The 23,119-nt window shown below is 73.0% G+C and carries 18 protein-coding genes and 1 pseudogene; 11 read left to right on the plus strand and 8 right to left on the minus strand.

All coding sequences use genetic code 11. The annotated features are described in order from the left end of the window. Positions 1–77: 77 nt before the first annotated feature. From IO33_RS0126865 to IO33_RS0126890, 6 genes are all read right to left on the minus strand, one after another. Positions 78–1,325 (minus strand): cytochrome P450, encoded by a 1,248-nt coding sequence (locus tag IO33_RS0126865; RefSeq protein ID WP_031169501.1) that lies wholly within the window; start codon positions 1,323–1,325, stop codon positions 78–80. Between the two features lie 93 nt (positions 1,326–1,418). Then, a complete protein-coding gene (locus IO33_RS0126870) occupies positions 1,419–2,183 on the minus strand; it encodes an SDR family NAD(P)-dependent oxidoreductase (RefSeq protein WP_031169503.1) in 765 nt (254 codons plus the stop codon). A gap of 330 nt (positions 2,184–2,513) precedes the next feature. Next, positions 2,514–3,596 carry a winged helix DNA-binding domain-containing protein gene (locus IO33_RS0126875; RefSeq protein ID WP_031169505.1) on the minus strand — a complete coding sequence of 361 codons (1,083 nt, stop codon included), beginning with the start codon at positions 3,594–3,596 and terminating at the stop codon, positions 2,514–2,516. Between the two features lie 39 nt (positions 3,597–3,635). Then, complete coding sequence (locus IO33_RS0126880; RefSeq protein ID WP_031169507.1) at positions 3,636–4,658, minus strand: MDR family NADP-dependent oxidoreductase; 1,023 nt, start codon at positions 4,656–4,658, stop codon at positions 3,636–3,638. Between the two features lie 22 nt (positions 4,659–4,680). Then, a complete protein-coding gene (locus IO33_RS0126885; RefSeq protein ID WP_031169508.1) occupies positions 4,681–5,949 on the minus strand; it encodes a cytochrome P450 in 1,269 nt (422 codons plus the stop codon). A gap of 144 nt (positions 5,950–6,093) precedes the next feature. Next, positions 6,094–7,215: an epoxide hydrolase family protein gene (locus IO33_RS0126890; protein WP_031169510.1), complete on the minus strand. Its 1,122-nt coding sequence runs from the start codon at positions 7,213–7,215 to the stop codon at positions 6,094–6,096. Positions 7,216–7,413: 198 nt separating this feature from the next. Here IO33_RS0126890 and IO33_RS0126895 point away from each other — a divergent pair, with 198 nt between their 5' ends. From IO33_RS0126895 to IO33_RS52725, 11 genes and pseudogenes are all read left to right on the plus strand, one after another. Continuing rightward, positions 7,414–8,370 carry a CaiB/BaiF CoA transferase family protein gene (locus IO33_RS0126895; protein WP_078963907.1) on the plus strand — a complete coding sequence of 319 codons (957 nt, stop codon included), beginning with the start codon at positions 7,414–7,416 and terminating at the stop codon, positions 8,368–8,370. Positions 8,371–8,472: 102 nt separating this feature from the next. Next, positions 8,473–10,224, plus strand: a complete 1,752-nt coding sequence (locus IO33_RS0126900; RefSeq protein ID WP_078963908.1) for an MFS transporter — start codon at positions 8,473–8,475, stop codon at positions 10,222–10,224. Between the two features lie 235 nt (positions 10,225–10,459). Next, complete coding sequence (gene cimA, locus IO33_RS0126905; protein WP_037686003.1) at positions 10,460–12,070, plus strand: citramalate synthase; 1,611 nt, start codon at positions 10,460–10,462, stop codon at positions 12,068–12,070. A gap of 34 nt (positions 12,071–12,104) precedes the next feature. Beyond that, complete coding sequence (locus IO33_RS0126910) at positions 12,105–13,163, plus strand: ketoacyl-ACP synthase III family protein (protein ID WP_031169518.1); 1,059 nt, start codon at positions 12,105–12,107, stop codon at positions 13,161–13,163. A 116-nt stretch (positions 13,164–13,279) separates the two neighbouring features. Beyond that, entirely contained in the window at positions 13,280–14,293 is a 1,014-nt protein-coding gene (locus IO33_RS0126915; RefSeq protein WP_078963909.1) for an aromatase/cyclase, read from the plus strand. Then, positions 14,280–14,909, plus strand: a complete 630-nt coding sequence (locus tag IO33_RS0126920; RefSeq protein WP_031169522.1) for an antibiotic biosynthesis monooxygenase — start codon at positions 14,280–14,282, stop codon at positions 14,907–14,909. Before IO33_RS0126915 ends, IO33_RS0126920 begins: the two co-directional genes overlap by 14 nt. Positions 14,910–15,025: 116 nt before the next feature. Then, positions 15,026–15,214, plus strand: coding sequence for an acyl-CoA carboxylase subunit epsilon (locus IO33_RS0126925; RefSeq protein WP_031169524.1), 189 nt, complete (start codon positions 15,026–15,028; stop codon positions 15,212–15,214). Positions 15,215–15,283: 69 nt separating this feature from the next. Beyond that, entirely contained in the window at positions 15,284–17,044 is a 1,761-nt protein-coding gene (locus IO33_RS0126930; RefSeq protein WP_037686005.1) for a fatty acyl-AMP ligase, read from the plus strand. A gap of 152 nt (positions 17,045–17,196) precedes the next feature. Further along, positions 17,197–19,023 carry an acyl-CoA dehydrogenase family protein gene (locus IO33_RS0126935; RefSeq protein ID WP_031169528.1) on the plus strand — a complete coding sequence of 609 codons (1,827 nt, stop codon included), beginning with the start codon at positions 17,197–17,199 and terminating at the stop codon, positions 19,021–19,023. Between the two features lie 46 nt (positions 19,024–19,069). Then, positions 19,070–20,329, plus strand: a complete 1,260-nt coding sequence (locus IO33_RS0126940) for an acyltransferase domain-containing protein (protein WP_031169529.1) — start codon at positions 19,070–19,072, stop codon at positions 20,327–20,329. A gap of 367 nt (positions 20,330–20,696) precedes the next feature. Beyond that, positions 20,697–20,954, plus strand: a pseudogene (locus tag IO33_RS52725) (4'-phosphopantetheinyl transferase family protein); the annotation flags it as partial. Between the two features lie 210 nt (positions 20,955–21,164). On the opposite strand, the gene IO33_RS47780 reads toward IO33_RS52725, so the two are convergent. Further along, on the minus strand, positions 21,165–21,779 hold the full coding sequence (locus IO33_RS47780; RefSeq protein ID WP_078963912.1) for a response regulator transcription factor: 615 nt from the start codon (positions 21,777–21,779) through the stop codon (positions 21,165–21,167). 45 nt (positions 21,780–21,824) lie between these two features. Further along, positions 21,825–23,063 carry a sensor histidine kinase gene (locus tag IO33_RS0126955; protein WP_245235896.1) on the minus strand — a complete coding sequence of 413 codons (1,239 nt, stop codon included), beginning with the start codon at positions 23,061–23,063 and terminating at the stop codon, positions 21,825–21,827. Between the last annotated feature and the right edge of the window lie 56 nt (positions 23,064–23,119).

The following is a 23,119-nucleotide window of genomic DNA, read 5'->3' on the forward strand; positions in this document are numbered from 1 at the left end:
CGCCGGCGGCAGGAGGCGTGACGCGAGGGGCCCGGTACCGATGCGGTACCGGGCCCCTCGTCGTACGCGCGGCGACCTCACCACGTGACGGGCAGCCCCCACAGGCCGTAGATGACGGCGCCCTCCTTGCGCGGGATCTCCAGGAACGGCCGGGCCAGCTTCAGCGTCGGGACGCGCTGGAACAGCTTGCTCCACACGATCTCCAGCTCCAGCCGCGCCAGGTCCGCGCCGATGCAGTGGTGCACGCCGTGCCCGAAGCCCAGGTGCTTGCGGCTGCCGCGGGTGATGTCCAGCTTCTCCGGCTCGGGGAAGACCTCCGGGTCGCGGTTGGCGGCGAGTCCCAGGCAGAGGATGCCGTCGCCCTTGCGGATCACCTGGCCGCCGATCTCGATGTCCTCCAGCGCGACGCGCGGTACGGCCGTGTCGCCGATGGTCGCGAAACGCACCAGCTCCTCCACGGCGGGCTTCACCAGGGAGGGGTCGTTGAGGAGCAGCTCCAGCTGGTCGGGGTTCTCCAGCAGGCAGGCCGTGCCCAGCGAGATCTGACTGGCGGTGGTCTCGTGGCCGCCGTTCATCAGCAGCCGCACCATGTTGAACAGGTCGCGGTCGGTGTACTCCTCGCCGGACTCCGCGTAGTCGGCCATGGCCCGGCTCAGCAGGTCCTCGCCCGGCTTGCGCCGCTTGAGCTGGATCAGCTCCCGGATGTAGGCGTTGACCTCGACGATCGCCGCCTGCCGCTCCTCGGTGGTGCTGTGCCCGCCGAGCAGGGCCGTGCCGTGCTTGATGAAGAAGTCGTGCTGGTCCTGCGGGATGCCCAGCAGCTCGCAGATCACCGTCATGGGGACGGCGAGGGAGAACACCCGGTGGAAGTCCGCCGGGGGCTGCAGGGCGAGCAGCTTGTCCAGGTGGTCGTCGACGATCTCCTCGATGCGCGGACGCAGCCGCTGCACCTGGCGGTTGGTGAACGTCAGCGCCGCCTTGCGCCGGGTGGAGCTGTGCTCCTTGCCGTCGTAGCCGATGAACGACGTCTCCGTGCGGTACTCGGGCGGGGCGATGAAGTAGAACGGGAAGTTGTCGTGCTTGCGGGAGGCGCTGATCCGCGGGTCGGTGAGCAGCGTCTTGATGGTCTGGTAGCCCGTCACCGTCCATATGCGCAGGCCCGAGCCGGTCAGGGTGACCTGCGAGACGTCCTTGCCGATCATCTCCGCGTACTCGGGGGGCGGCGTGAACGGGCAGGTGCGCTGGTACGGGAACGTCTTGCCCTCGGCCGGCGCGTCCGGCTCTTCGGCAGGGGTGGACACGGCCTCGGTGGCACTGGTGGTCACGGTGGGTCCTTTCAGAAGGCTCAGAAGGCTCGGAAGGCTCGGAAGGCGTGGGTGCCTGGGAGGTGCCTGAAAAGTGCCCGGGCCCGCGGGGCCCTAGCGGGCGGCGATGTCCAGACCGCCGTCGACCGTGATGATCTGGCCGGTGACCAGCTCGTTCGCCCGGTCCGCGAGGCGGGTGATCCACTGGGCGACGTCCTCGGGCTCGGCGATCCGGCCCAGCGGGACGGTGGCGGTGACGCCCGCGAACAGACCCTCGACCTGCTCCGGGCCCAGACCGTTGGCCGCGTAGGCGTCGGTGCGCACGAAGCCGGGGGCGACGGCGTTGACCCGGATGCCGCGCGGGGCCAGCTCGGCGGCCCAGCTCCGGGTGAAGCTGTGCACGGCCGCCTTGCTCGCCGAGTACACGGAGCTGTCCGGGCCCGGGTTGTGCCCGCCCCGGCTGGAGACCAGCACGATCTGGCCGCCGGGGGAGCGCAGCAGGGGCAGCAGGTGGCCGGTGAGCAGCAGCGGGCCGAGGACGTTGGTCTCGACGACGTCCCGGGCGGTGGCCGCGTCCAGTGCCGCCAGCGGGCTGAAACGGAAGATCCCCGCGTTGTGCACCAGTACGTCCAGCACACCGCCCCGCTCGCCCACCGCGTCGGCGACGGCCTGCGCACCGGCCTCGGTGGTCACGTCCGCGCCCACCGGCACGATCGCCTCGTGCAGGGCGGCGACCTCGGCGAGCCGTTCCTTGCGCCGGCCGGTGATGATCACCGTGCGTGCGCCGAGTTCCGCGAACGACAGCGCGGCGGCACGGCCGATACCGGTGCCGCCTCCCGTGACGACGACGGTCTGCTCCGCAAAGGGCTGGTCCGGCATGGCGGTTCCCTCTCTGGTTCGGTCCGAGGGGGCCAGTACAGCGGGTGCGTCTTGGGCGGTGGTCGAGCGTGGGGCGAGCAGGCGGCGCCGGCCGCCGGGCGGGTGCGGGGGCCCGGCGGATGCGGGGCCGGCCGCCGAGCGCCGCCCCCGCACGGCGGGCCCGCCCGCCGGCGCTGTCGCACGGCGGGCCCGTGGGGCCGGCGGACCTCAGAGCCCCGCGGCCCGCCGCCGGGAGCGCCGCCGACCGCGCTCCGCCGACCGGTGCGCCTCGGGCCCGCCCGGCCCGGCGCGCGGAGCGCCGCGCCCGCGGCCGGGGCCGTGCCCGGGGTCTCAGGCCCAGCGGATCTCCGGGTCCGTGCGGTGCGGTGCCAGGAAGGCCAGCAAGGCGCGGCCCTCGCGTTCCACGGCCGCGCGGTCCCGGCGCGCGAGCGGGCGCCCCAGCGGCTCGACGACCAGGGCGCCGTCCTCGATCCGCCACAGCGCCCGCACGAAACCGTCCACGAGCACCGTCGACCTGATCAGCCCGTTGCGGGTGAAGACCAGGCGCCGCTGCTCCTCGGTGAGGATGCGGCCGCGGTCGGCGTGGGCGAGCAGGATGTTGTCGAACTCCGGCAGGAACCGCACCGGGGCCCGCGTCGAGGGATCGGGCAGCGGCGCGTCGGGGACGTCGTACAGGTCGGCCCCGTTCTCGTCCTGGAACACCCGCAGTCCGGGCCGCAGCCGCTTGACGACCGCGCCGATCCGGGTCAGCCCGGACCAGGCCTGGATGTCCTTGACGGTGGCCGGTCCGAAGGCCGCCAGATACCGCCGTACCAGGGTGTCCGGCGCGGTGTCGGTGTCCAGGGGGCGCCCCAGCCAGGTCTCGGCGGTGCCGTGCACGGCCAGCCCGCCCTCGCCCCACACCCCGCGTGGCGGCAGCTGCACCAGCGGCACGCGGGCGCGGACGACGTTGGCGAGGGCGAACGGCTCGTACTGCGGCCAGCGTTCGGCGAGCAGCGTGCCGAGGCCGCCCAGCGTGAGCCGTTCGGCATCGGACAGCTTGCGCCCGTAGGCGCTGACCTCGTCGAGGTCGAGGCCTTCGAGCCGGCGGCCGAAGGTGCTGGTCAGCTGGCGGTCCAGGCCGCTCTGCAGCACCGGCCGCAGGGCCAGGCAGTCCCGTGCCGTGACCAGGTGGATGGTGCCGCGCATCAGCGCGATCCGCACCGCCTCACGCCCCCGGATCAGCTCCGCGAGCTCCTCGGCGGCGAAGCCGGCCAGCCGGGTCCACAGGCCGATGTAGGGCGGCTCCTGCGCCTGCGCCTGCATGCCGACCAGATGCTCCAGGACGGCGGAGGCGGACCCCGGCCGCCGCTCCAGCAGCAGCTGCCGCGCCAGCAGCGCCCGGTTCAGCGCGCGCCGGTCCAGTACGGTCATCCCGCCTCCGCCTCTCTCTCCCCGCGAGCGGGGCCCCGTTCAGGACAGCTTCACCACGACGGTGCCGCTGTACCTGCGTTCCAGCAGTGCCACGAAGGTCTCGGGCAGTACGGCCACCCCGCCCTCGACCACAGTGTGCGGGAAGACGATCCGCCCCTCGCGCAGCCAGGCGCCGAACTGGGCGTTCCACTCCTCGATCTGGTCCGGCGTGTGCAGCGTCGCGAAGCCCCGCAGCGTCAGCGACTTGGTGATGGCCGACATCAGCGCGAGCCGGGGACGGCCGCCCTCGTCCGCACCGTGCTGCCCGGCCAGCGCACCGCACAGCGCGAACCTGGCGCCCGGCGCGGCGATCTGGACCGCCGCCTCGAACTGCTCGCCGCCCACGTTGTCGAAGACCACGTTCAGCCCGTCCGGGGCCAGCTCCGCCAGCTGCTCGGCCACCGGGCCGTCGTGGTAGTCGAACGCGGCGTCGAAGCCGAGCTCGTCCACCAGGAAGTCGACCTTCTCCTTGGAACCGGTGCTGCCGATGACCTTCGCCGCGCCCTTCAGCCTGGCGATCTGCCCGGCCAGCGCGCCGACCCCGTTGGTGGCGCCGGACACGAACACCACGTCGCCCTCGGCGACCTCGGCGGTGCCGACCATGCCGTGCCAGGCGGTCGGGCCCTGGGAGAGGAAGTACTCCGGCCCCGGCAGCAGCGAGCGGTCCCGCTTGAAGAACTCGTGGGCGGTGCCGACGGCGTACTCGCGCCACCCGTTGAAGTGCTCGACCAGATCGCCCACGGCGAGCAGCGGGCTGTGGGACCTGACCACCGTGCCCACCGTACGGCCCCACATGGCCACGCCCGGCTGGAACACCGGGATCGGCAGCGCGGTGTCCGGGTTCATCTGGTCCCGGGCGACGGAGCCCAGCGTCATCCAGTCGTTGCGTACGACGACCTGGCCCTCGCCGGGTTCTTCGAGCGGCGACTCGCCGGGCTCGAAGTGCTCCAGGGTGACGGGTCCTTCGGGGTAGGCGGCGAGCCGGATCTCCCGGCTCGTCGCGGGCAGGTGCTCGGTGGTCATGGGTGCTCCCTGGGAATGCGCGTCAGAGGTGCAGATGGAGGGGAAGGGCCAGCAGGTTGTGGTTCACGTCGCCCAGCCGCCAGGACAGGTCCCGTTCCGGCACGGCGAGCCGGGCGCCGGGGAAGCGGCGGGTCAACTCCGCAAGGGCGACGGACAGTTCGAGGCGGGCCAGCGGCGCCCCGAGGCAGCGGTGGATGCCGTGGCCGAACGCCAGGTGCCCGGGTCCCGCGCGCCGCAGGTCGACGTGGTCGGGGTGCTCGAACACGGTGGCGTCCCGGTTGCCCGAGGGGAACGCGAGGAAGACCGCGTCGCCGGCCGGGACGGTGACACCGCCGATGACCACGTCCTCGGTGGCGATCCTCGGCAGGCCCGAGGTGTCGTTGCCGTTGAGGTTGACCGTGCGCAGCAGTTCCTCGACGGCGGCCGGGACGTCCTCGGGGTGTTCGCCCAGGTGCCGCCAGGAGGCGGGATGGTCGGCGAGCAGGGCCAGGGTGACGTTGGCGAGCTGGCCCGCGGAGGAGTCGAAGCCGGCGCCCAGGAGGGTGAAGCCGAGGGCGACCAGTTCGTCGAAGGAGAGCGTGTCGTCCGCGGCTGCGCCGGGGCCGGTCGTGAGGGGAGTCCGCAGCCGGGCGGCGACGAGTGCCGAGAGGACGTCGTCGCCGGGGGTCCGCTGCTTGGCCGCCACCAGGCCCGCGATGTACTCGCCCAGCTTCTTCCCACCCTCCGCGCTGTGCTCGGGGGGCGCCGACACGTCGGCGAACTGCCGTACCCAGGTGTGGAACTGCTCCCGGTCCGCCTCGGGGACGCCGAGGAGCTCGCAGATCACGGTCATCGCGAGCGGCGCCGCGAAGGAGGCGACCAGGTCCACGGGGCCGCCGGTCGCCTTCGCCGCTCCCTCCAGCGAGTCCAGCAGCCGGGACGCCAGCTCCCGTACCCGGGGGCGCATCGCCTCGATCCGCCCGGCCGAGAAGGCCTGCTCGGCCAGGGCGCGCAGCCGGGTGTGGTCGGGCGGGTCGACCGAGATGATCATTCCGGGCGGCGCCTGGAAGAGGCCGCTGAAGGTCGGGGCCCCGGGCGCGTAGGCGGCGGCCCGGCTGAGCCGGGGCTCTTCGAGCGCGGCCTTGATGTCGGCGTACCGGGTGACCAGCCAGGCGTGGCCGCCGCCCTGCCACACCACCCGCACGACGGGCCGCTCGCGCCGCAGCCGGGCGAACAGCGGGGCGGGCCCGCGGTAACTCGACCCGGGGAAGGGGAAGGGGGGCAGGTCTGCGGAGGAGTGCGCGTCAGGCACGATCGTGGCTCCTCGGTAGGGCGAGCGATGTCGACTGCGGCCGGTCCGGCGCCGGGAGGGGGCGCGGGGCGGCGTTCCTGTGCGGCCCGCCGCGTCGGCGCGGTACGCGCGCGACGGTGTGGCGCGGCCGCACGGGAGGCGCGCTCAGCGCAGGGTCCGGAAGAAGGACCGGAGTTCCTCCACCAGCAGCTCCGGCTGCTCCAACGCCGGGAAGTGCCCCCCGCGTTCGTGGTCCGTCCACCGCCGCAGATCCGTGAAACGCCCCTCGCACCAGGCCCGCGGCATCCGCGCGTCCTTGGGGAACACCGAGAGCGCCGCGGGCACGTGCACGGGGGCGAGGGCCATCTTGTTGTGGCTCTCCCAGTAGATGCGGGCCGACGAGGCACCGGTGCGGCACAGCCACGCCAGGGTCACGCAGTCGAGCAGCGTGTCGCGCGGGACCAGCTTCTCCAGGTCGCCGTCGTGGTCGCTCCACGCCCAGTACTTCTCCACCATCCAGGCCAGCTGGGCGACGGGGGAGTCGGTGAGCCCGTAGCCGAGGGTCTGCGGCCGGGTCGCCTGGATGACCGAGTAGCCGCCCTCGTTCTGCTGGAACTCCTTGAGCGCGGCGAGACCGGCCAGGTCCCTGTCGTCCAGGGCCACCTGTTCCTGCGGCGGCCTGGCGAACGGCATGGCCAGGTGGACGCCCACCAGGTGGGCGGCGTCGGTCTCGCCGAGTACGCCGGTGAGGAAGGAGCCCCAGTCGACGCCGTGGGCCGCGTAGCGGTCGTAGCCGAGCCGGCCCATCAGTTCGGCCCAGGCCGCGGCCGTACGCTCGACCGTCCAGCCGGGGGCGGACGGCTTGTCGCTGAAGGCGAAGCCGGGCAGCGAGGGGCAGACCACGTGGAAGGCGTCGGCCGGGTCCTCGGGGTGGGTCAGGGGCTGGATCAGGTCGAGGAACTCGACGACCGAGCCGGGCCAGCCGTGGCTGAGGAGCAGCGGCAGGGCGTCCGCGTGCGGGGAGCGCACATGGAGGAAGTGCACGCCCAGTCCGTCGATCTCGGTGCGGAACTGGGGTACGGCGTTCAGCCGCGCCTCGGCCGGCCGCCAGTCGTACGCGGTCCGCCAGTGCTCGGCCAGTTCCCTCAGGTACGCCAGCGGCACCCCCTGAGACCAGTCGTCCACGGTCTGGGGCTCGGGCCAGCGGGTACGGGACAGGCGGTCCCTGAGGTCGGTGAGGTCCGCCTCGTCGAATGCCACGTGGAACGGCGTGACGTCCCTGCTCATCGCTGGCCCTCCCGGGTCCGGTCCGTACTGGTGTCCCGCGGAGGCTAGGCGGCCGGGCTCGAGCACGGGTGGACCGTGCGGGCGGCCCAGCACCCCCTCCAGCCCCGGCGCACCGGTTCCAGTGCGGCGCGAGCAGGTCTGAGGCGGAGTTCCAGGGGCCGCTTGCAGCGTGCCCACTCCGACGAGGAGGAGCCGCAGATGGCGACAGGCACAGGACCGTTGCACGGCCTGCGGGTGGTGGAGCTCGCGGCGATCGGGCCCGCCCCGTTCGCCTGCATGATCTTCGCGGACCTGGGGGCCGACGTGGTGCGGGTCGACCGGACCGACGGCGCCCGGTCGTTCGCGGACTGGCACGGAGAACTCGACCGCGGGCGCCGCTCGGTGGAGCTGGACCTCAAGGACCCGGGCGACGTCGACTGGCTGCTGCGGCAGCTGGAGCAGTCGGACGTCCTGGTGGAGGGGTTCAGGCCGGGCGTGGCGGAGCGGCTCGGCATCGGCCCGGACGAATGCCTGGGGCGCAACCCCCGCCTGGTGTACGGCCGGATGACCGGCTGGGGCCAGGAGGGGCCGCTCGCCCGCACCCCGGGCCATGACATCAACTACCTGGCGCTGACCGGCGCCCTGCACGCGATCGGGGAGGCCGGCGGTCCCCCCGTGCCACCGGTCAACCTGCTGGGGGACTTCGCGGGCGGCGCGATGTTCCTGGTCGCCGGGGTGCTGGCCGCGCTGTACGAGCGGCAGTCCTCCGGCCGGGGGCAGGTGGTGGACGCCGCGATCGTGGACGGGGCCGGGGCGATGCTCGGCATGCTGACCGCGATGGCCGACAGCGGCCAGTGGCGGCATGAGCGCGGGGTCAACCTGCTGGACGGCGGGGCGCCCTTCTACACCTGTTACGAGTGTGCCGACGGCGGCCACGTGGCCGTCGGCGCGCTGGAGGAGCGGTTCTACGGGGCGCTGCTGAAGGGTCTGCGGCTGGACCCGGAGCGGTTGCCCGACCGGAGCGACCCGCTCAACTGGCCCCCGCTGCGGCGGGGGTTTGCCCGCCCGGTCCTCACCCGCAGCCGGGACGAGGGGGCCCGTCGCTTCGAGGAGACGGACAGTGGGCCCGCCACCCCTGCGCCGCGCTTCAGCAGGACTCGAGCGGAATTCCACTGACCGCGGTCATCCTGCCCGGTGGGCGACAGGTTTGCCCACCATCGCCCGCTTGCCCCACAACGACCCCCCAACAACCCCCCAAGTAATCAGAGAGGCCACATCATGGCTATTTCGTCCGAACAGGCATCGTCCGTCGAGACGGAGGTGGACAGCAGGACGACGGGCGCGGATCCGACGGCGGGGGACAGGCCGCTGGACCCCCGGCGCTGGGCAGCTCTGCTGGTGCTGCTCGTCTCCGCCTTCCTGGATCTGCTGGACGGCACGATCGCCAATGTGGCGGCGCCGTCCATGCAGCGGGAGCTGGGCGCCGGGTACTCGGCCATCCAGTGGGTTCTGGTGGGCTACCAGCTCGCCTTCGCCCTGACCCTGATCCTCGGCGGGCGGCTCGGTGACATCTACGGCCGCAAGAAGATGTTCCTCGTCGGCGTCGCCGGGTTCACGCTGTGCTCGCTCGCGGCCGGCATCGCCCAGGAGCCGTGGCAGCTGGTCGTGGCGCGGGTGATCCAGGGTGCCTCGTCCGGTGTGATGGTGCCGCAGGTGCTGTCGATCATCCACGTCACCTTCAACGACAAGGAACGCGGCACCGCCTTCGCCCTGCACGGCCTGGTCGGCGGTCTCGCCGCGACGCTCGGTCTGGCCCTCGGCGGCCTGCTCGTGGAGTGGAACCTGTTCGGTCTCGACTGGCGGCTGGTGTTCCTGGTCAACGTGCCCGTCGGCCTGGTGGGCCTGGTGTACGGCGCGAAGGTCATCACCGAGTCGAAGGCACCGCAGGCGCTGCGGCTGGACATCCGTGGCGTGGTGCTGCTGACCCTCGGCTTCGTGATGCTGGTCTTCCCGCTGCTGCAGGGCCGCGAGATGGGCTGGCCCGTGCTGGGCTTCGTCTCCATGGGGGCCTCGGTGCTGGTGATCGCCGGCTTCGTCGCCTGGCAGCGCGAGAAGACCCGCCGGGACGGATCGCCGCTGGTGGAGCTGGGTCTCTTCCGCACCCGCAGCTACTCGGCCGGCCTCGGCGTGAACCTGATCTTCTACGCGGGCATGGGCATGTTCACCATCGGCTGGACGCTGTACATGCAGGTCGGCCAGGGCTGGTCCCCGATGCGGGCCGGTCTGACCAGCCTCCCGTTCTGCGTCGGCGCCTTCCTCACCGCCACCTCGTCCGTGATGATCCTGGTGCCCAAGTTCGGCCGCAAGGCGATGCAGATCGGTGCCGTGGTGCTGATGGCCGGCCTGGGCTCGTACATCTGGGTGGCCGGCAAGTACGGCCACGACGTCACCTCCTGGAAGATCGCGATCCCGCTGTTCCTGGTCGGCCTCGGCTTCGGCACGGTGGCCACCCCGCTGCCGCTGATCGTCACCTCCGAGGTGCCGCACGAGCACGCGGGTTCGGCCTCCGGTGTGGTCAACACCAACACCCAGCTGGGCTTCGCCATCGGTGGCGCCCTGATCAGCGTGATCTTCTTCGGCGGCATCGTCGGCAACACCACGGACAACGTCGATCACCAGCTTCCGCAGCTGCGCAAGGAACTGGTGGCGAGCGCGCAGGTCACCCCCGGTGACGCGGACAAGATCGCCGCGGCCTACCGGACCTGCGCCATCGACCGGGCGAGCGAGAAGGACGCCTCCGTCGTGCCCGCGAGCTGCACCGTGCAGCCGCTGCGGGACGCCAAGGTCGCCCAGATCGTCGGCACGTACGGCAAGGCGCAGGTCGGTGACTCCTTCTCCGACAGCTTCCGCACGCTGCTGAAGGCCTTCATCGGGGTCACCGCCGTGGTGCTCCTGCTGATGTTCGCCCTGCCCAAGCGGCTGCGCCAGGAGCAGCCGGCCGGCGAGCCCGAGACCGCACCGGCCTCCTGAGCAGACACCCGGCACGGCAGCACAGGGGCCGGACGGCGCACCAGCCGCCCGGCCCCTCAGTCGTGCCCGGGCGGACGACCGCCCGAGCGGCCACCACGAACCCGCGGGCGCCGGACGGCCCCACCCCCACCCCCGGCAGCGTTCAAGCACAGCTCCGGGTGCTTGCGAGCCCCGGGCCGGACCCTGGGTGAAGCCGCGCAGCGAGCCCGCTGCAGGCCGACAGGAAGGAGGGGCGATGGTGCAACAGAGCTTCCAGCTCTACGACACGACCCTGCGCGACGGAACCCAGATGGCGGGTCTTGCCCTCACCGTCGACGACAAGCTCGCCATTGCGCGCAGCCTGGACGCCCTCGGCGTGGGATTCATCGAGGGCGGCTGGCCCGGCGCGGTACCGAAGGACACCGAGTTCTTCCGCAGGGCACGCACCGAACTCGACCTCAGAGCCGCCCTGCTGACGGCCTTCGGCGCCACCCGCAGGCCGGACGTCGCCGTCTCGCAGGACCCGCAGGTGCGGGCGCTGCTCCAGGCGGAGACGCCCGTGGTGACGCTCGTCGCCAAGAGCCACACCGGCCATGTCGACCGGGCCCTGCGCACCACGCTCGCCGAGAACCTCGCCATGATCCGGTCCACGGTGCAGCACCTGGTGCTCGCCGGACGCCGGGTGTTCCTGGACGCCGAGCACTACTTCGACGGCTACGTCTCCAACCGTGAGTACGCCCTGGAAGTGGTGCGCACCGCCGCGGAGGCCGGCGCCGAGACCGTGGTGCTGTGCGACACCAACGGCGGTTCGCTGCCGGAGGAGGTCAAGGCGGTCGTCGCCGACACCATCGCCATGACCGGCGCCGCCATCGGCATCCACTGTCACGACGACACCGGCTGCGCGGTCGCCAACACCATGGCCGCCGTGGACGCGGGTGCCGTGCACGCCCAGGGCACCGCGCACGGCTACGGCGAACGCTGCGGCAACGCGAACCTGTTCACCGTCATGGCGAACCTCGTCCTCAAGCGGGGCCGGGAGGTGATCCCCCTGGAGCGGCTCGTGGAACTGGAGCCCACCGGCCGGGTCATCGCGGAGGTCACCGGGATCCCCCGCGTCCCCGCGGCCCCCTACGTCGGCACGGCCGCCTTCACCCACAAGGCGGGCCTGCACGCCTCGGCGCTGCGCGTCGACCCCGGCCTGTACCAGCACATCGACCCGGCCCGTGTCGGCAACGCCATGCGCGTCCTGGTCTCCGACATGGGTGGCCGTTCCTCCGTCGAGCTGAAGGCCCGCGAACTGGGCTACGACGTCGCCGCCGGTTCCGACGCGGTGGGCCGGGCCGCGGCCCGGGTCAAGGAGCTGGAGAGCCGCGGCTACAGCTTCGAGTCCGCCGACGCCTCCTTCGCGCTGCTGCTCCGTGCCGAGCTGGCCGGGCACACCCCGCCGGCGCCGTTCGGCGTGGAGTCCTGGCAGGTGGCCCTGGACGGGGACGGCGGTGCACAGGCCTCGATAGGCCTGCGTGTCGCGGGGACCCCGCGCACCGCCACCGGCCTGGGCCGGGAGCCCGTGCACGCCCTGGACGCCGCGCTGCACCAGGCCCTGGACCCGGTCTTCCCCGCGCTGACCGGGCTGCGCCTGACCGGGCACACGGTCCGGGAACTCGCCGGGGACCGCACGGCGCCGCCCTCGGTGCGGGTGCTGCTGTCGTTCCGGTGCGGCGACCGGCGCTGGGGCACCGTCGGCGTGGACCGGCATGCGACGGGTGCGGCCCTGACGGCCCTGCTCGACGCCGTCCACTACGTCCTGTCCGACGCGCCGGAGCGGCGCCGGGACACCGAGAGCCTGGTGGCCGCACCGGCCGGCTGACCTCTTCGAACCCTCTGGAGCCTCTGGAGCGGCTGTGCGTGTGGAAGACATCTACCTGCGGGGGACCTCCGTACGTCTCCCGTCCCGTCTACGTATCGACGACGCGGTGGCCGCGGGCGAGTGCCCGCCCGGCCTCGCCGCCGCCACCGGCGCCGTCTCGGTGGCGTACGCCCCGGACGAGTCCGCCGCCGAGATGGCGGCACACGCCGCCCGCACGGCACTGGGCCGTGCGGGCAGCGCCCCCGCCGACGTCGACCTGGTGCTGCACGCCGACACCTACCACCAGGGCCAGGACCTGTGGCCGGTGGCCTCGTACATCCAGCGGGAGGCCCTCGGCAACAACTGCCCCGCCCTGGAGATCCGGCAGATGTCGAACGGGGGCCTCGCCGCCCTCGATCTGGCCGCCGCCTACCTCACGGCCGGCCACGGTCACGGCGACGCGCTGCTCACCTGCGCCGACCGCTTCTGCACCCCCGGCATCGACCGCTGGCAGACCGACCCCGGCACGCCCTACGCCGACGGCGCCTCGGCGCTGGTGCTGTCCCGGCGCGGCGGCTTCGCCCGGCTGGTCTCCCTGGCCCTGCACGCCGACGCGTCGCTGGAGCCCCTGCACCGCGGTGACGAGCCGTTCACCAGGGCCCCGTTCAGCAGCCGGATGCCCGTCGACTTCGAGGAGGCCAAGCGGGCCTTCGTCGGACGGGTGGGGATGTCGTACGCCATCACCCGGGCGCACGCCGGGCAGCAGACCGTGCTCAAGCAGGCCCTCGCCGACGCCGGCATGGAACTGGGCGACGCGCGCTGGGTGGTGCTCCCGCACTTCGGGCGGCGTCGGCTGCAGGCCATCTATTACAAGCCATTCGGCATCGAACCGGACCGCACCACCTGGGAGTTCAGCCGGACCGTCGGGCACCTGGGGGCCGGCGACCAGTTCGCGAGCCTCGACCACCTGCTGGTCTCCGGAAAGGCCGGGCCCGGCGACCGCCTGGTGCTCGTCAGCGTCGGGGCGGGCTACAGCTGGGGCTGCGCCGTCGTCGAGATCACCGCACGCCCCGACTGGGCCCCGGACCGGGAGGACGATACCGGCAGGTCCTGACGCCGTACCCGGCCCGATGCGGCCGGTCTCCACCCGCCGTCGAGGTGCGCTCGAGGCGGCTGTGCCACTCTGCTGACCGCCGTCCCCGACGGCACGATTCGAAGGAAGGACCCGCCGTGGCGACGACCGTTACGAGCGATTCACCGGACACCGCCCCCGTCACCGGCACCCACCTCACGGAACACTCCATCACCGTGGCGGCGCCACCGCAGGCCTGCTACGCGCTGGTGGCGGACGTCGCCTCCTGGCCCCAGGTGTTCGGCCCGACCGTGCACGTCGAGGTGCTGGAGGAGAGCCGCGACGACGCGGGCACGGGTGAACAGCTGCTGCGCATCTGGGCGATCGCCAACGAACAGGTGCGCACCTGGACCTCGCGCCGCACCCTCGACCCGCACTCCCGCACCGTCACCTTCCGCCAGGTGGTCCCGGCGGCCCCCGTCGCCTCGATGGGCGGCACCTGGCGCATCGAGGCCCTGGAGGACGGCACGACGCGGGTGGTGCTCCTGCACGACTACCGCGCCGTCCATGACGACCCGGAGGCCGAGGAGCTCATCGAGCGCGCCGTCGACCGCAACAGCGTCGCCGAACTCGCCGCCCTGAAGAACGCCGCGGAACTCGGCGAGTCCGCCGCGGAACTGCAGTTCACGTTCAGCGACTCGGTGACGGTCGCCGGAGCCGCCGGCGACGTGTACGCCTTCCTGGACCGTGCCGACCTGTGGCCGGAGCGGCTGCCCCATGTGGCGCGGCTCGCCCTCACCGAGGACGAACCGGGCATCCAGCACATGGACATGGACACCCGCAGCCCGGACGGCTCCCTGCACAACACCACCTCGGTCCGGGTGTGTCTCAGGGACCGCGAGGAGATCGTGTACAAGCAGCTGCGGGTACCCGTGGCGATGCGGGTACACACGGGACGCTGGACCATCGAACCGTCGGGCGACGGGGAGACCCTCACCGTCACCTCGTGGCACACGGTGGTGCTCGACCCCGAGGGAGTACGCTCCGCGCTCGGCCCCGACGCCACGCTCGCCGAGGCCCGGGCCCTGGTCCGCAAGGCCCTGGGCACCAACAGTTCCACCACCCTGCGCCATGCCAAGCAATTCGCGGAGGACGTGCATGCCGGGACGTGACCTCACCGGACCCGTCACGATCATCAACCGTTTCGAGGTGAAGGGCGACACCGACAGGTTCGAGCGGCTGTTCCGGGAACACTCCCAGTTCCTGCGCCGCCGCACCGACTTCGACTTCCTGGTGACCGTACGCCTCGCCGAACACCCCCACATCTACGTCCACCTGGGACACTGGCGCACCCTGCGCGCCTTCCGCGACACCGTGCACGACGAGACCTTCCTGGGCCACGTCGAGCGACTGGAGCCGCTCGTCGAGACGGAGGTCGACCAGGCCGTCAGCGTCGACCGGGTGCTGCGCGACAACGCCCGTCCCGGCACCGAGAGCGTGGTCCTGCTGCGCGCCCGGGTCGGCGGGGACTGGCGCGTCTTCGAGCGGCGGTTCGCCGCCCTCACCGAGCTCCTCGGCGAGGCGGACGGCTTCGGCGGCAGCGACCTGCTGCGCTCCCTGCTGCGGCCCGCCCTCTACACGGGCGTGCTGTGGTGGCGGGACGCCGAGTCCCTGGACCGGGCCCTGGACAGCGAACCGGTCCAGGCCGCCCGGCGGGAGCTGCAGCGCGGCGCCGAGGTCGTGCTGGAGCGGACCCGGCACGTGGCCTACGAGCGCGTGATCGACTGACCGCACGCCCCGGGGCCGGCACCCCAGCGGCAACCGAGCCGAGGACCTCCCGGTCCTCGGCTCGGTCGCGTTCGCGGCGCGAGGGCCGCTCTAGCTGGTACATGCACGCTGGTGCCATGACCGACGAGACGCACATCACCGTGGTGCGCGGCCGGCCCGACGCCGCCGAACTGGCCGCCGTGACCGCCGTGTTGCTCGCCCTGTCCCGCCGTGACCGGGAACCGGACCAGGAGGCGAAGGCGGCCTACGCGGACTGGACCGTCAAGAGCGCCGGTCACCGGGTGCCGTCCTGGCCGGGGAGATGACCGGCGGACCACGACCACCTGGCGCCCCGGCGCACCAGAGCGACATCACGACACCGAAAGGGGAGGGCGTTGACCGGCCACCGGACATTCACCGACATCGTGCGGGGCAGAGTCGCCGAGTCACCCGACCGTGAGGCGCTGATCGTCCTCACCGAGCGGGACGGAGCGCTGCTGCCGGAGACGCTCTCGTACGCCGAACTCGACCGGGCCGCCCGCACCGTGGCCGCCCGCATCGGACGCCACGCCGCGCCCGGCGAGCGGGTCCTGCTCCTGCACCAGTCACCCAGCCTGTTCGGCATCGGCTTCCTCGCCTGCCTGTACGCGGGGGTGATCGCGGTGCCCGCCGCGCCGCTCGGCGCCCTCGGCCGGCCCGAGGAACGCGTCGCGGGCATCGTGAAGGACTCCGGCGCCGGCTGTGTGCTCACCTCGCTCGCGGAGGCCCTCGACGTCACCCAGCTGCTGGCCCGCACCGGGCACGGGCGGGTCACCTGCATCCCCACCGACGCCGACGTCCCGGAGGGCGTGCCGGGCAGCGACGGCACCGACGGCGGGGAACCGTGGCGGCCGCCGCGGCAGGAGCCCGACGACGTGGCGTTCCTGCAGTACACCTCCGGTTCGACCCGCGAGCCGCGCGGCGTGATCGTGACCCACCGCGCACTGCTCGCCAACCACCGGGCGATCCACACGGCGCTCGGCACCGTGCCCGGCGGCAGGATCGGCGGATGGCTGCCGCTGCACCACGACATGGGCCTGATCGGCCAGCTGCTGCACGCCCTGTGGCTCGGCGGTACCGCCGTCCTGCTCTCCCCGGTCGCCTTCGCCAAGCGCCCGGCCCACTGGCTGGAGACCATCTCGCGCTACGGGCTCACCGTGAGCGGCGCCCCCGACTTCGCCTACGACCTGTGCGTGCGCCGCGTCAACGACAGCCAGCTCGCCGGGCTCGACCTCTCGGGCTGGCAGGTCGCGGTGAGCGGCGGTGAACCCGTCAACTCCGCCGTCATGCGCGCCTTCGCCGACCGGTTCGCCCCCGCGGGGCTGCGCGCCGAGGCGCTCGTGGCCGCCTACGGTCTGGCCGAGGCCACGCTGCTCGTCGCCGGGGACCGCACCACCTGCGCGTTCGGCACCCACACCCTGCCCGGGCCGCCGGGCGCCGCCGAGCCCGAGCGCGCGGCCGTGTCCTGCGGCCGGCCCGCCGGCGTCGAGGTCCGCATCGTCGACCCCGACACCCGCAGGGCGCTGGAGGACGGCCGGGTCGGCGAGATATGGGTGCGCGGCGAGTCGGTCGCGCCCGGCTACTGGGGCAGCCCGAGGGACAGCGCCGACACCTTCGACGGGCGGATCAGGGACGGCGAAGGCGGCTATCTGCGCACGGGTGACCTCGGCGCGCTGATCGACGGGCGGCTGTGCGTGACCGGCCGGATCAAGGACGTCATCGTGGTGGCGGGACGCAACCTGTATCCGCAGGACCTGGAGCGCACGGTCCGCGAGGTCAGCGCCCTGTTCGGCTCCGGCACCGCCTTCGGGGTGCCCGGTGAGCGCGAGCACGTCGTCGTGGTCCAGGAACTGCGGGCGCGCAGCCGCTACGGCGTCGACCTGGCCGAACTCACCGCCGGCGTGCAGCGGCGGCTGAGCGAGCAGTACGACGTGGCCCCGGGCGGTGTGCTCCTGGTCCGCCCCGGCACGGTCCGGCGCACCACCAGCGGCAAGCTGGAGCGGGCCGCCATGCGCCGGATGTTCCTCAACGGCGAACTGACCGCGCTGCACCAGTGGGTCGATCCGGAGGTCGAGCGCCTGATGCACAGCGTCCCCCCACGAAAGGAACGCCGATGACAACAACGCCCGGCGCGCCAAAGATGCCGGCAGCGGCAGCGCCCCAAAGGGGCGCGGGGACCGGCGCGCCCAGCCACGAGGTGCCCGCAGCCGCCGACCACCCGCTCCCGGCACCCCCCGGTGCGCCCCCCGCAGCTCCCGGTGCGCCAAAGATGCCGCCGACGGCAGTGCCCCAAAGGGGCGCGGGGAACGGCGCGCCCAGCCACGACGCCTCCGCAGCAAACCTCGCGGAGCAAACCCGTATCGACGCCCTGGAGGCCGCCCTGGGCCCCCTGGACGACCCCCGGAACCCGCTCGGCGCCGCGGCGCTGCTCGCCGCCGACGCGGCGGGCGAGCCCGTGGCCGGCGCCGAGCGGGTGCTCGACACGTTCGGTCTGAACGCCGAGTTCGTCCCCGCCGAACTCGGCGGCCGGCTGACACGCATGGACGTCCTCGGCCGGCTGCTGCGCCCGCTGTTCCGCCGGGACGCCTCCCTGGGCTTCGGATACGGTCTGAGCTGCTTCTTCGCCGCGGTGCCGGTGTGGACCGCGGGCAGTGACGCGCAGCGCCGGCTGGTTGCCCGGCTGCTGCTGGGCGGCGACCGGGTCGCCGTCGCCCGGCACGAGGTGGCGCACGGCAACGACTTCGTCCGCGACGAGCTGACCGCCCGGCCCGCCCCCGGGGGCGGCCTGACGGTGAGCGGCAGCAAGACCGCGATCGCCAACGCGGGCCGGTCCCGCGGCCTGGTGGTCTTCGCCCGCACCTCGGCCGCCCCGGGCGGCCGCAGCCACTCGGTGCTGCTCCTGGACCGCGCCGACCTGGCCGACGGCCGGATCACCGACACCGGACGGCACTCCACCAACGGGATGCGCGGCGCCGAGTTCGGCGGCCTCGCCTTCGCCGACTGCACCGTGCCCGACAGCGCGGTGCTCGGCCGTGTCGGCGACGGTTACGAACTGTCGCTGCGGTCCTCGCTGCTGATCCGCGGCCTGATCCCGTCGATCGTGCTCGCCGGCGTCGACACCGCGCTGCGCACGGTGGCCGCCTTCGCCACCCGGCGCCGCGACGACGGCCGCTCCTCGCTCGACGTGCGGCACGTGCGCGACGTGCTCACCGGCGCCTTCCTCGACCTGCTGCTCATCGACTGCCTGGCCCTGGTCGCCACCCGGTCGCTGCATCTGCTGCCGCACCAGATGAGCGTCTACGCGGCGTCCGCGGCCTATCTCGCGCCGCGGCTCGCCGCCGAGACGATGGACGAGATGGCGGCGGTGCTCGGCGAGGAGAGCTTCGCGGTGAGCGGCACGTACGGCATGTTCCAGAAGCAGCTGCGCGACCTGCCCGTCACCTCGCTCGGCCACGCCGGCAGCGCGGGCCGCCAGGTCAGCATCCTGCCGCAGCTGCCGCACTTCGCCCGGCACGCCTGGTTCGCGGAACGGGAGGCCCCCGGGGCGCTGTTCCGGCCGCACGAGGACCTGCCCCCGCTGGACCTGCCGCGGCTGTCCTTGCTCTCCGGCAGCGACCCGCTGGCCGCGACCCTGGTGGCCTGCACCACCTGGCTGGAGTCGGCCGACCTCACCGAGCGGGGACGCGAGGACTGGCCGCTGCTGCGCTCGCTGGCCCAGGCCTTCACCGGTGAGCTGCGCGACTTGGCCAAGGCGTTCGGCGAGATCGATCCCGGCGACCGGGCCGAGCTGGCCAGCCCGCGCAACTTCGCGCTCGCCGACCGCTACACCCTGGTCCTGGCGGCGGCGGCCTGCCTGGGGACCTGGCGCGAGCAGACCAACGCTCCGACCGACGCGTTCCTGGCCGACCCGGCCTGGGCGTTCGCGGTGCTCCACCGCCTCGCCCGGCGCCTCGGCCTGCCCCTGCCCGACCCGGCCGAGGACCGGACGGGCGGGGGCGGCCCCGTCGCCGCGTGCGAACAGCGCGTGCTCGCCGAGGCGCTGGACCGCCTGCACGGCCGCCGCAGCTACGACTTGTACGGCTCCGCGCTGGCCTGATCCGCCGGCGGAGGTATCCACCCGAGCCCGAGATGGAGCACCGACCATGTCTGAACCCCAGCACGACGACACACACGACGACTCCTTCGGCGCGGCCCAGCGCGAATGGCTCACGGAGCGGCTCACCCACTACCTCGGGGTGCCGGTGGACGAGAACGTGCCGTTCCACCAGTACGGAGGCTTCGACTCGGTGGCCGCGCTCAGCCTGTACGGCGACATCGAGGAGGAGTTCGGGCCGGTGGTCGACCCCACCGACATCGAGACCTACCCCACCGTGCGCGAGCTGGCCCGGTTCATGGCCCAGCACGACCCGCGTCCGGCGGGCGGCGGCCTGGTGCGGGCGGCGTTCGTGTTCACCGGGCAGGGCTCCCAGCACCCGGGCATGACCTCCGGCCTGTACTGGAACTGCACCGGCTACCGCGCCCATCTCGACCAGGCCGCCGCCGAGTTGTTGCCCTACACCGGTACGTCCGTGGTGGAGCTGATCCTCGGCAGCGACCCGCGCATCCACCAGACCGCGTTCACCCAGCCCGCGCTGTTCGCCGTCGAGTACGCCCTGGCGCAGACCCTGCGGGAGGAGGGCGTGACCCCGGTCGCCGTGCTGGGCCACGGCATCGGGGAGTTCGCGGCGGCCACCGTCGCGGGCGCGCTGTCGCTGCCGGACGCCGCCAAGCTGGTCGCGCTGCGCGGCGCCTTCATGCAGTACCTGCCCTCCGACGGCGGCATGATGGCCACCTGCGCGGCCCCGTTCGAGGCGGCCGAGCTGGTCGCGGCCGAGCCCGGCGTCGGTATCAGCGCCATCAACGCCGCCAAGGCCACCGTGCTCTCCGGCGACCGCGAGGGTCTCGAACGCATCCAGGAGCAGCTGGAGAGCCGGGGCATCGCCTGCCGCCATCTGGCGGTGACCCACCCCTTCCACTCGCCGCTGATGGCGCCCATGGTGCCGAAGTTCGACGCCGTGGCCCGCCGGGTCGCCGGCGGCGCCGCCCGGGTGCCGTTCTACTCCACCCTGTACGGCCGGCTGACCACCGAACCGCTCTACGGGGCGTACTGGAGCGAGCAGATCACCTCCCCCGTCCGCTTCGCCGACGCCGCCCGGGCGATGCTCGCCCAGCAGACGCCGACCCATGTGGTGGAGATCGGGCCCCGGGTGGTGCTCACGCCGTTCCTGCGCCGGATGGGCGGTACCGAGGGTCCGACCTGCCTGGCGGTGTGCCGCGGCCCGGAGAGCGACGCGGTGGACCTGGCCGGGGTGATCTCGGCACTCGACGCGGGACCGCTGGCGGCGGCGCTGGCCGGGGCGTGAGCCGATGACGACGATCGGCCGGCCGGTGTTCGCGCCGGGACCGGACAGCCCCTGGGAGCGGGTGCACGAGGAACTCGTCCGCACCGGCAGTGTCGTGGTGCACGGCAGGATGCCCGGCTGGCAGCCGGACCCCGGCGCGGCGGACCTGCGCCTGCTCCTCGGCCGGGACTGGGCCCGTTACGAGAAGCTCACCCGGGCCGGCATGCGGCAGCGCTTCCTCGCGTCCCGGCTGTTTCTGCGGCACACCGCCGCGGCGGCCGTGCAGACGCTGCCGCACCTGGTCGACGTGGCCTATCTGCCGGGCGGGCGCCCCTATGTGCGTGGCCTGGACCAGATCGACATCAGCCTCAGCCACACCGACGAGACGATGGTCGTCGGCGTCACCCGCCGGGGCCGCATCGGCGTCGACGTGGAGCGCGCCGACCGCCGGCTGGCGCACACCGGTTCCGAGGCGCAGGCCTGCACCCCGTTCGAGAAGCGGCACCTCGACCGGGGCACGGAGAGCGCCCGCAACGACACGATGGTGCGGCTGTGGACGCTGAAGGAGGCGTACAGCAAGGCGCTCGGCCAGGGACTGCGGTTCCGTTTCACCGAGTTCGGCTTCGCCCTGCTCGGGGCCTCCGGCGCCCGGCTGGTCCGCCCCGACGGCTCGGCCACGGACGACGGCGGCTGGACGTTCGGGACCTTCGCCGTCGGCGGCAGCCATGTGGTCAGCGTGGCGGTGTTCGACGACGGGTTCGGGGAGCTGTCGGACGTCTCGGTGGGCACGACGCTGCACGAGGGGCTGCTGGACGCGCTGTACGGGGTGACCGGCGGGGTGCCCGGCCCGGCCGGCTCAGGGGATCCAGCCGGCGTCCTCGGCGATGCGTATGGCGTCGACGCGGTTGCGGGCGCCGAGCTTGCCGACGATCGAGGTGAGGTAGTTACGGACGGTGCCCTTGGTGAGGTACAGGCAGCCGGCGATCTCGGCGGCGTCGGCTCCGCGGGCCGCCAGCCGTAGCACTTCCATCTCCCGGCGGGACAGCGGATTGTCCGGGTAGTCCCATGCGGTCAGGGCCAGTTGGGGGTCGACGACCCGTCCGCCCATCGCCACGGAGCGCACCGCGCAGGCCAGCTGGTCCGGAGGGGAGTCCTTCAGGAGGAAGCCGGAGACATGAGCCGACATGGCGCGGCGCAGGGTGCCGGGCTTGCCCAGGCTGGTGAGGATGAGGGAGCGGCAACTGGGGAGCTGTTCATGCAGGTCGGCGGCGGCCGTCAGGCCGTCCATGCCCGGCAGGTCGACATCGATCACCGCCACGTCGGGCCGCACCCGGAGCGCGGTGCTGACGATCGTGTCGCCCCGGTCCACGGTGGCGATGACCCGGAGATCCGGCTCTAGTTGCAGCAGTGCGACCAGCGCGCCGCGGATCATGTGCACGTCCTCGGCGAGCAGGACGGTGATGGATGGCACCTGTTACCTCCCCCAGGCAGCGGTGTCTTGTCTGATCGGCCCTGTTCAGGCTTCGGATCTCTCCGGGTCCGGCGCGTCGCCGCCCGTGCCCGCGCGGGCCTCGCCCTTGCGCGGCTGGAGCGGGGCCCGGGCCACGAGGCGGAACAGGCCGTCCTCGTCGACGCCGGCTGTCAGTTCCCCGCCGATGCTGGTGAGCCTCGTCCGCAGATTGCCCAGACCGCTCCCGCCACCGGAACGCGTGTCGGGCTCCCCCCCGTTCGCCACTCCGTCGTTCACCAACGTGAGCAAAACCGTTTCCGTCCCGCTGGTGGCCTTGATGGTACATATCTCGGCCTTGCTGTGCCTGAGGATGTTGGTGACTCCTTCCCTCAGCGCGGTCGCGAGAACCGTGTCGACCACAGGATGCAGCCGTTCGACCCGCACGTCGACCTCCGTGCGCACCTCGGCCGACATCAGCACCTGCGCCGCCGACTCCGCCTCGTCGCGCAGCGACATGTCCCGGTAGCCGCGCGAGACGAGCCGTACGTCGGCCAGGGCCTGGCGCGCGACGAGCAGCAGGGACGTGGTCTCGTCCGAGGCCAGCTCCGGCCGGGTGGCGATCAGCCGGCTGACCAGCTCGCCCTTGAGTGTGATCGTGGACAGGCTGTATCCGAGCAGGTCGTGCAGGTCCCGGGCGAAGCGCAGCCGTTCCTGGGTGACGGCCATGCGGGCCAACTGTTCACGGGTGTCGTGCAGTTGGCGTACGAGGTCGGTGAGGCGGGTCAGACCGTAGATGACCAGGCCGCCGAGGAGGATGGAGAGGCCGACGTACGTGCCGTAGAGCCCGCCCAGCTCGATCGTCGGATACACGGGCGAGCCGACGAGGACGAGCCCGAACAGCGGCCAGGCGACGCGGTTCGGCAGGGTGAGCAGGATCGTCGCCGCGAGCGGTCCCTGCATGCTGCCCCAGTTGAGGCCGAACCACACGACCGGCAGGTAGGTCAGGACGGCTTGGGCCGCCAGGGTGACCAGGCGCCGCCGTAGCGGCCAGGCGCGTGCCGAGGGCGAGGTGAGGGTGAACTGCAGGCCGAACTCGACCAGCACGACGCCGATGCAGATGACGAACTTGGCGGTGCCCGACGTGTCGTACGTCAGCACGTTGAGGATGACGATGGCGCAGTAGCAGCACAGGACGACGATCATGATCGCGCGGGCGAGGCGGGGAGCCAGTGCCGGATGGACCGAGGTGTGGGGGGAAACCTCGGCATCCGCGGGACTTTCCGTTCGCCGGAAAGCGTCCGGCATCGTGACCTCCTCGCCCGGGGACATGGCGCAAGGCATGGTATGGGCACGACTGAACG

The sequence above is a fragment of the Streptomyces durhamensis genome (genome assembly GCF_000725475.1).
GTDB lineage: Bacteria > Actinomycetota > Actinomycetes > Streptomycetales > Streptomycetaceae > Streptomyces > Streptomyces filipinensis.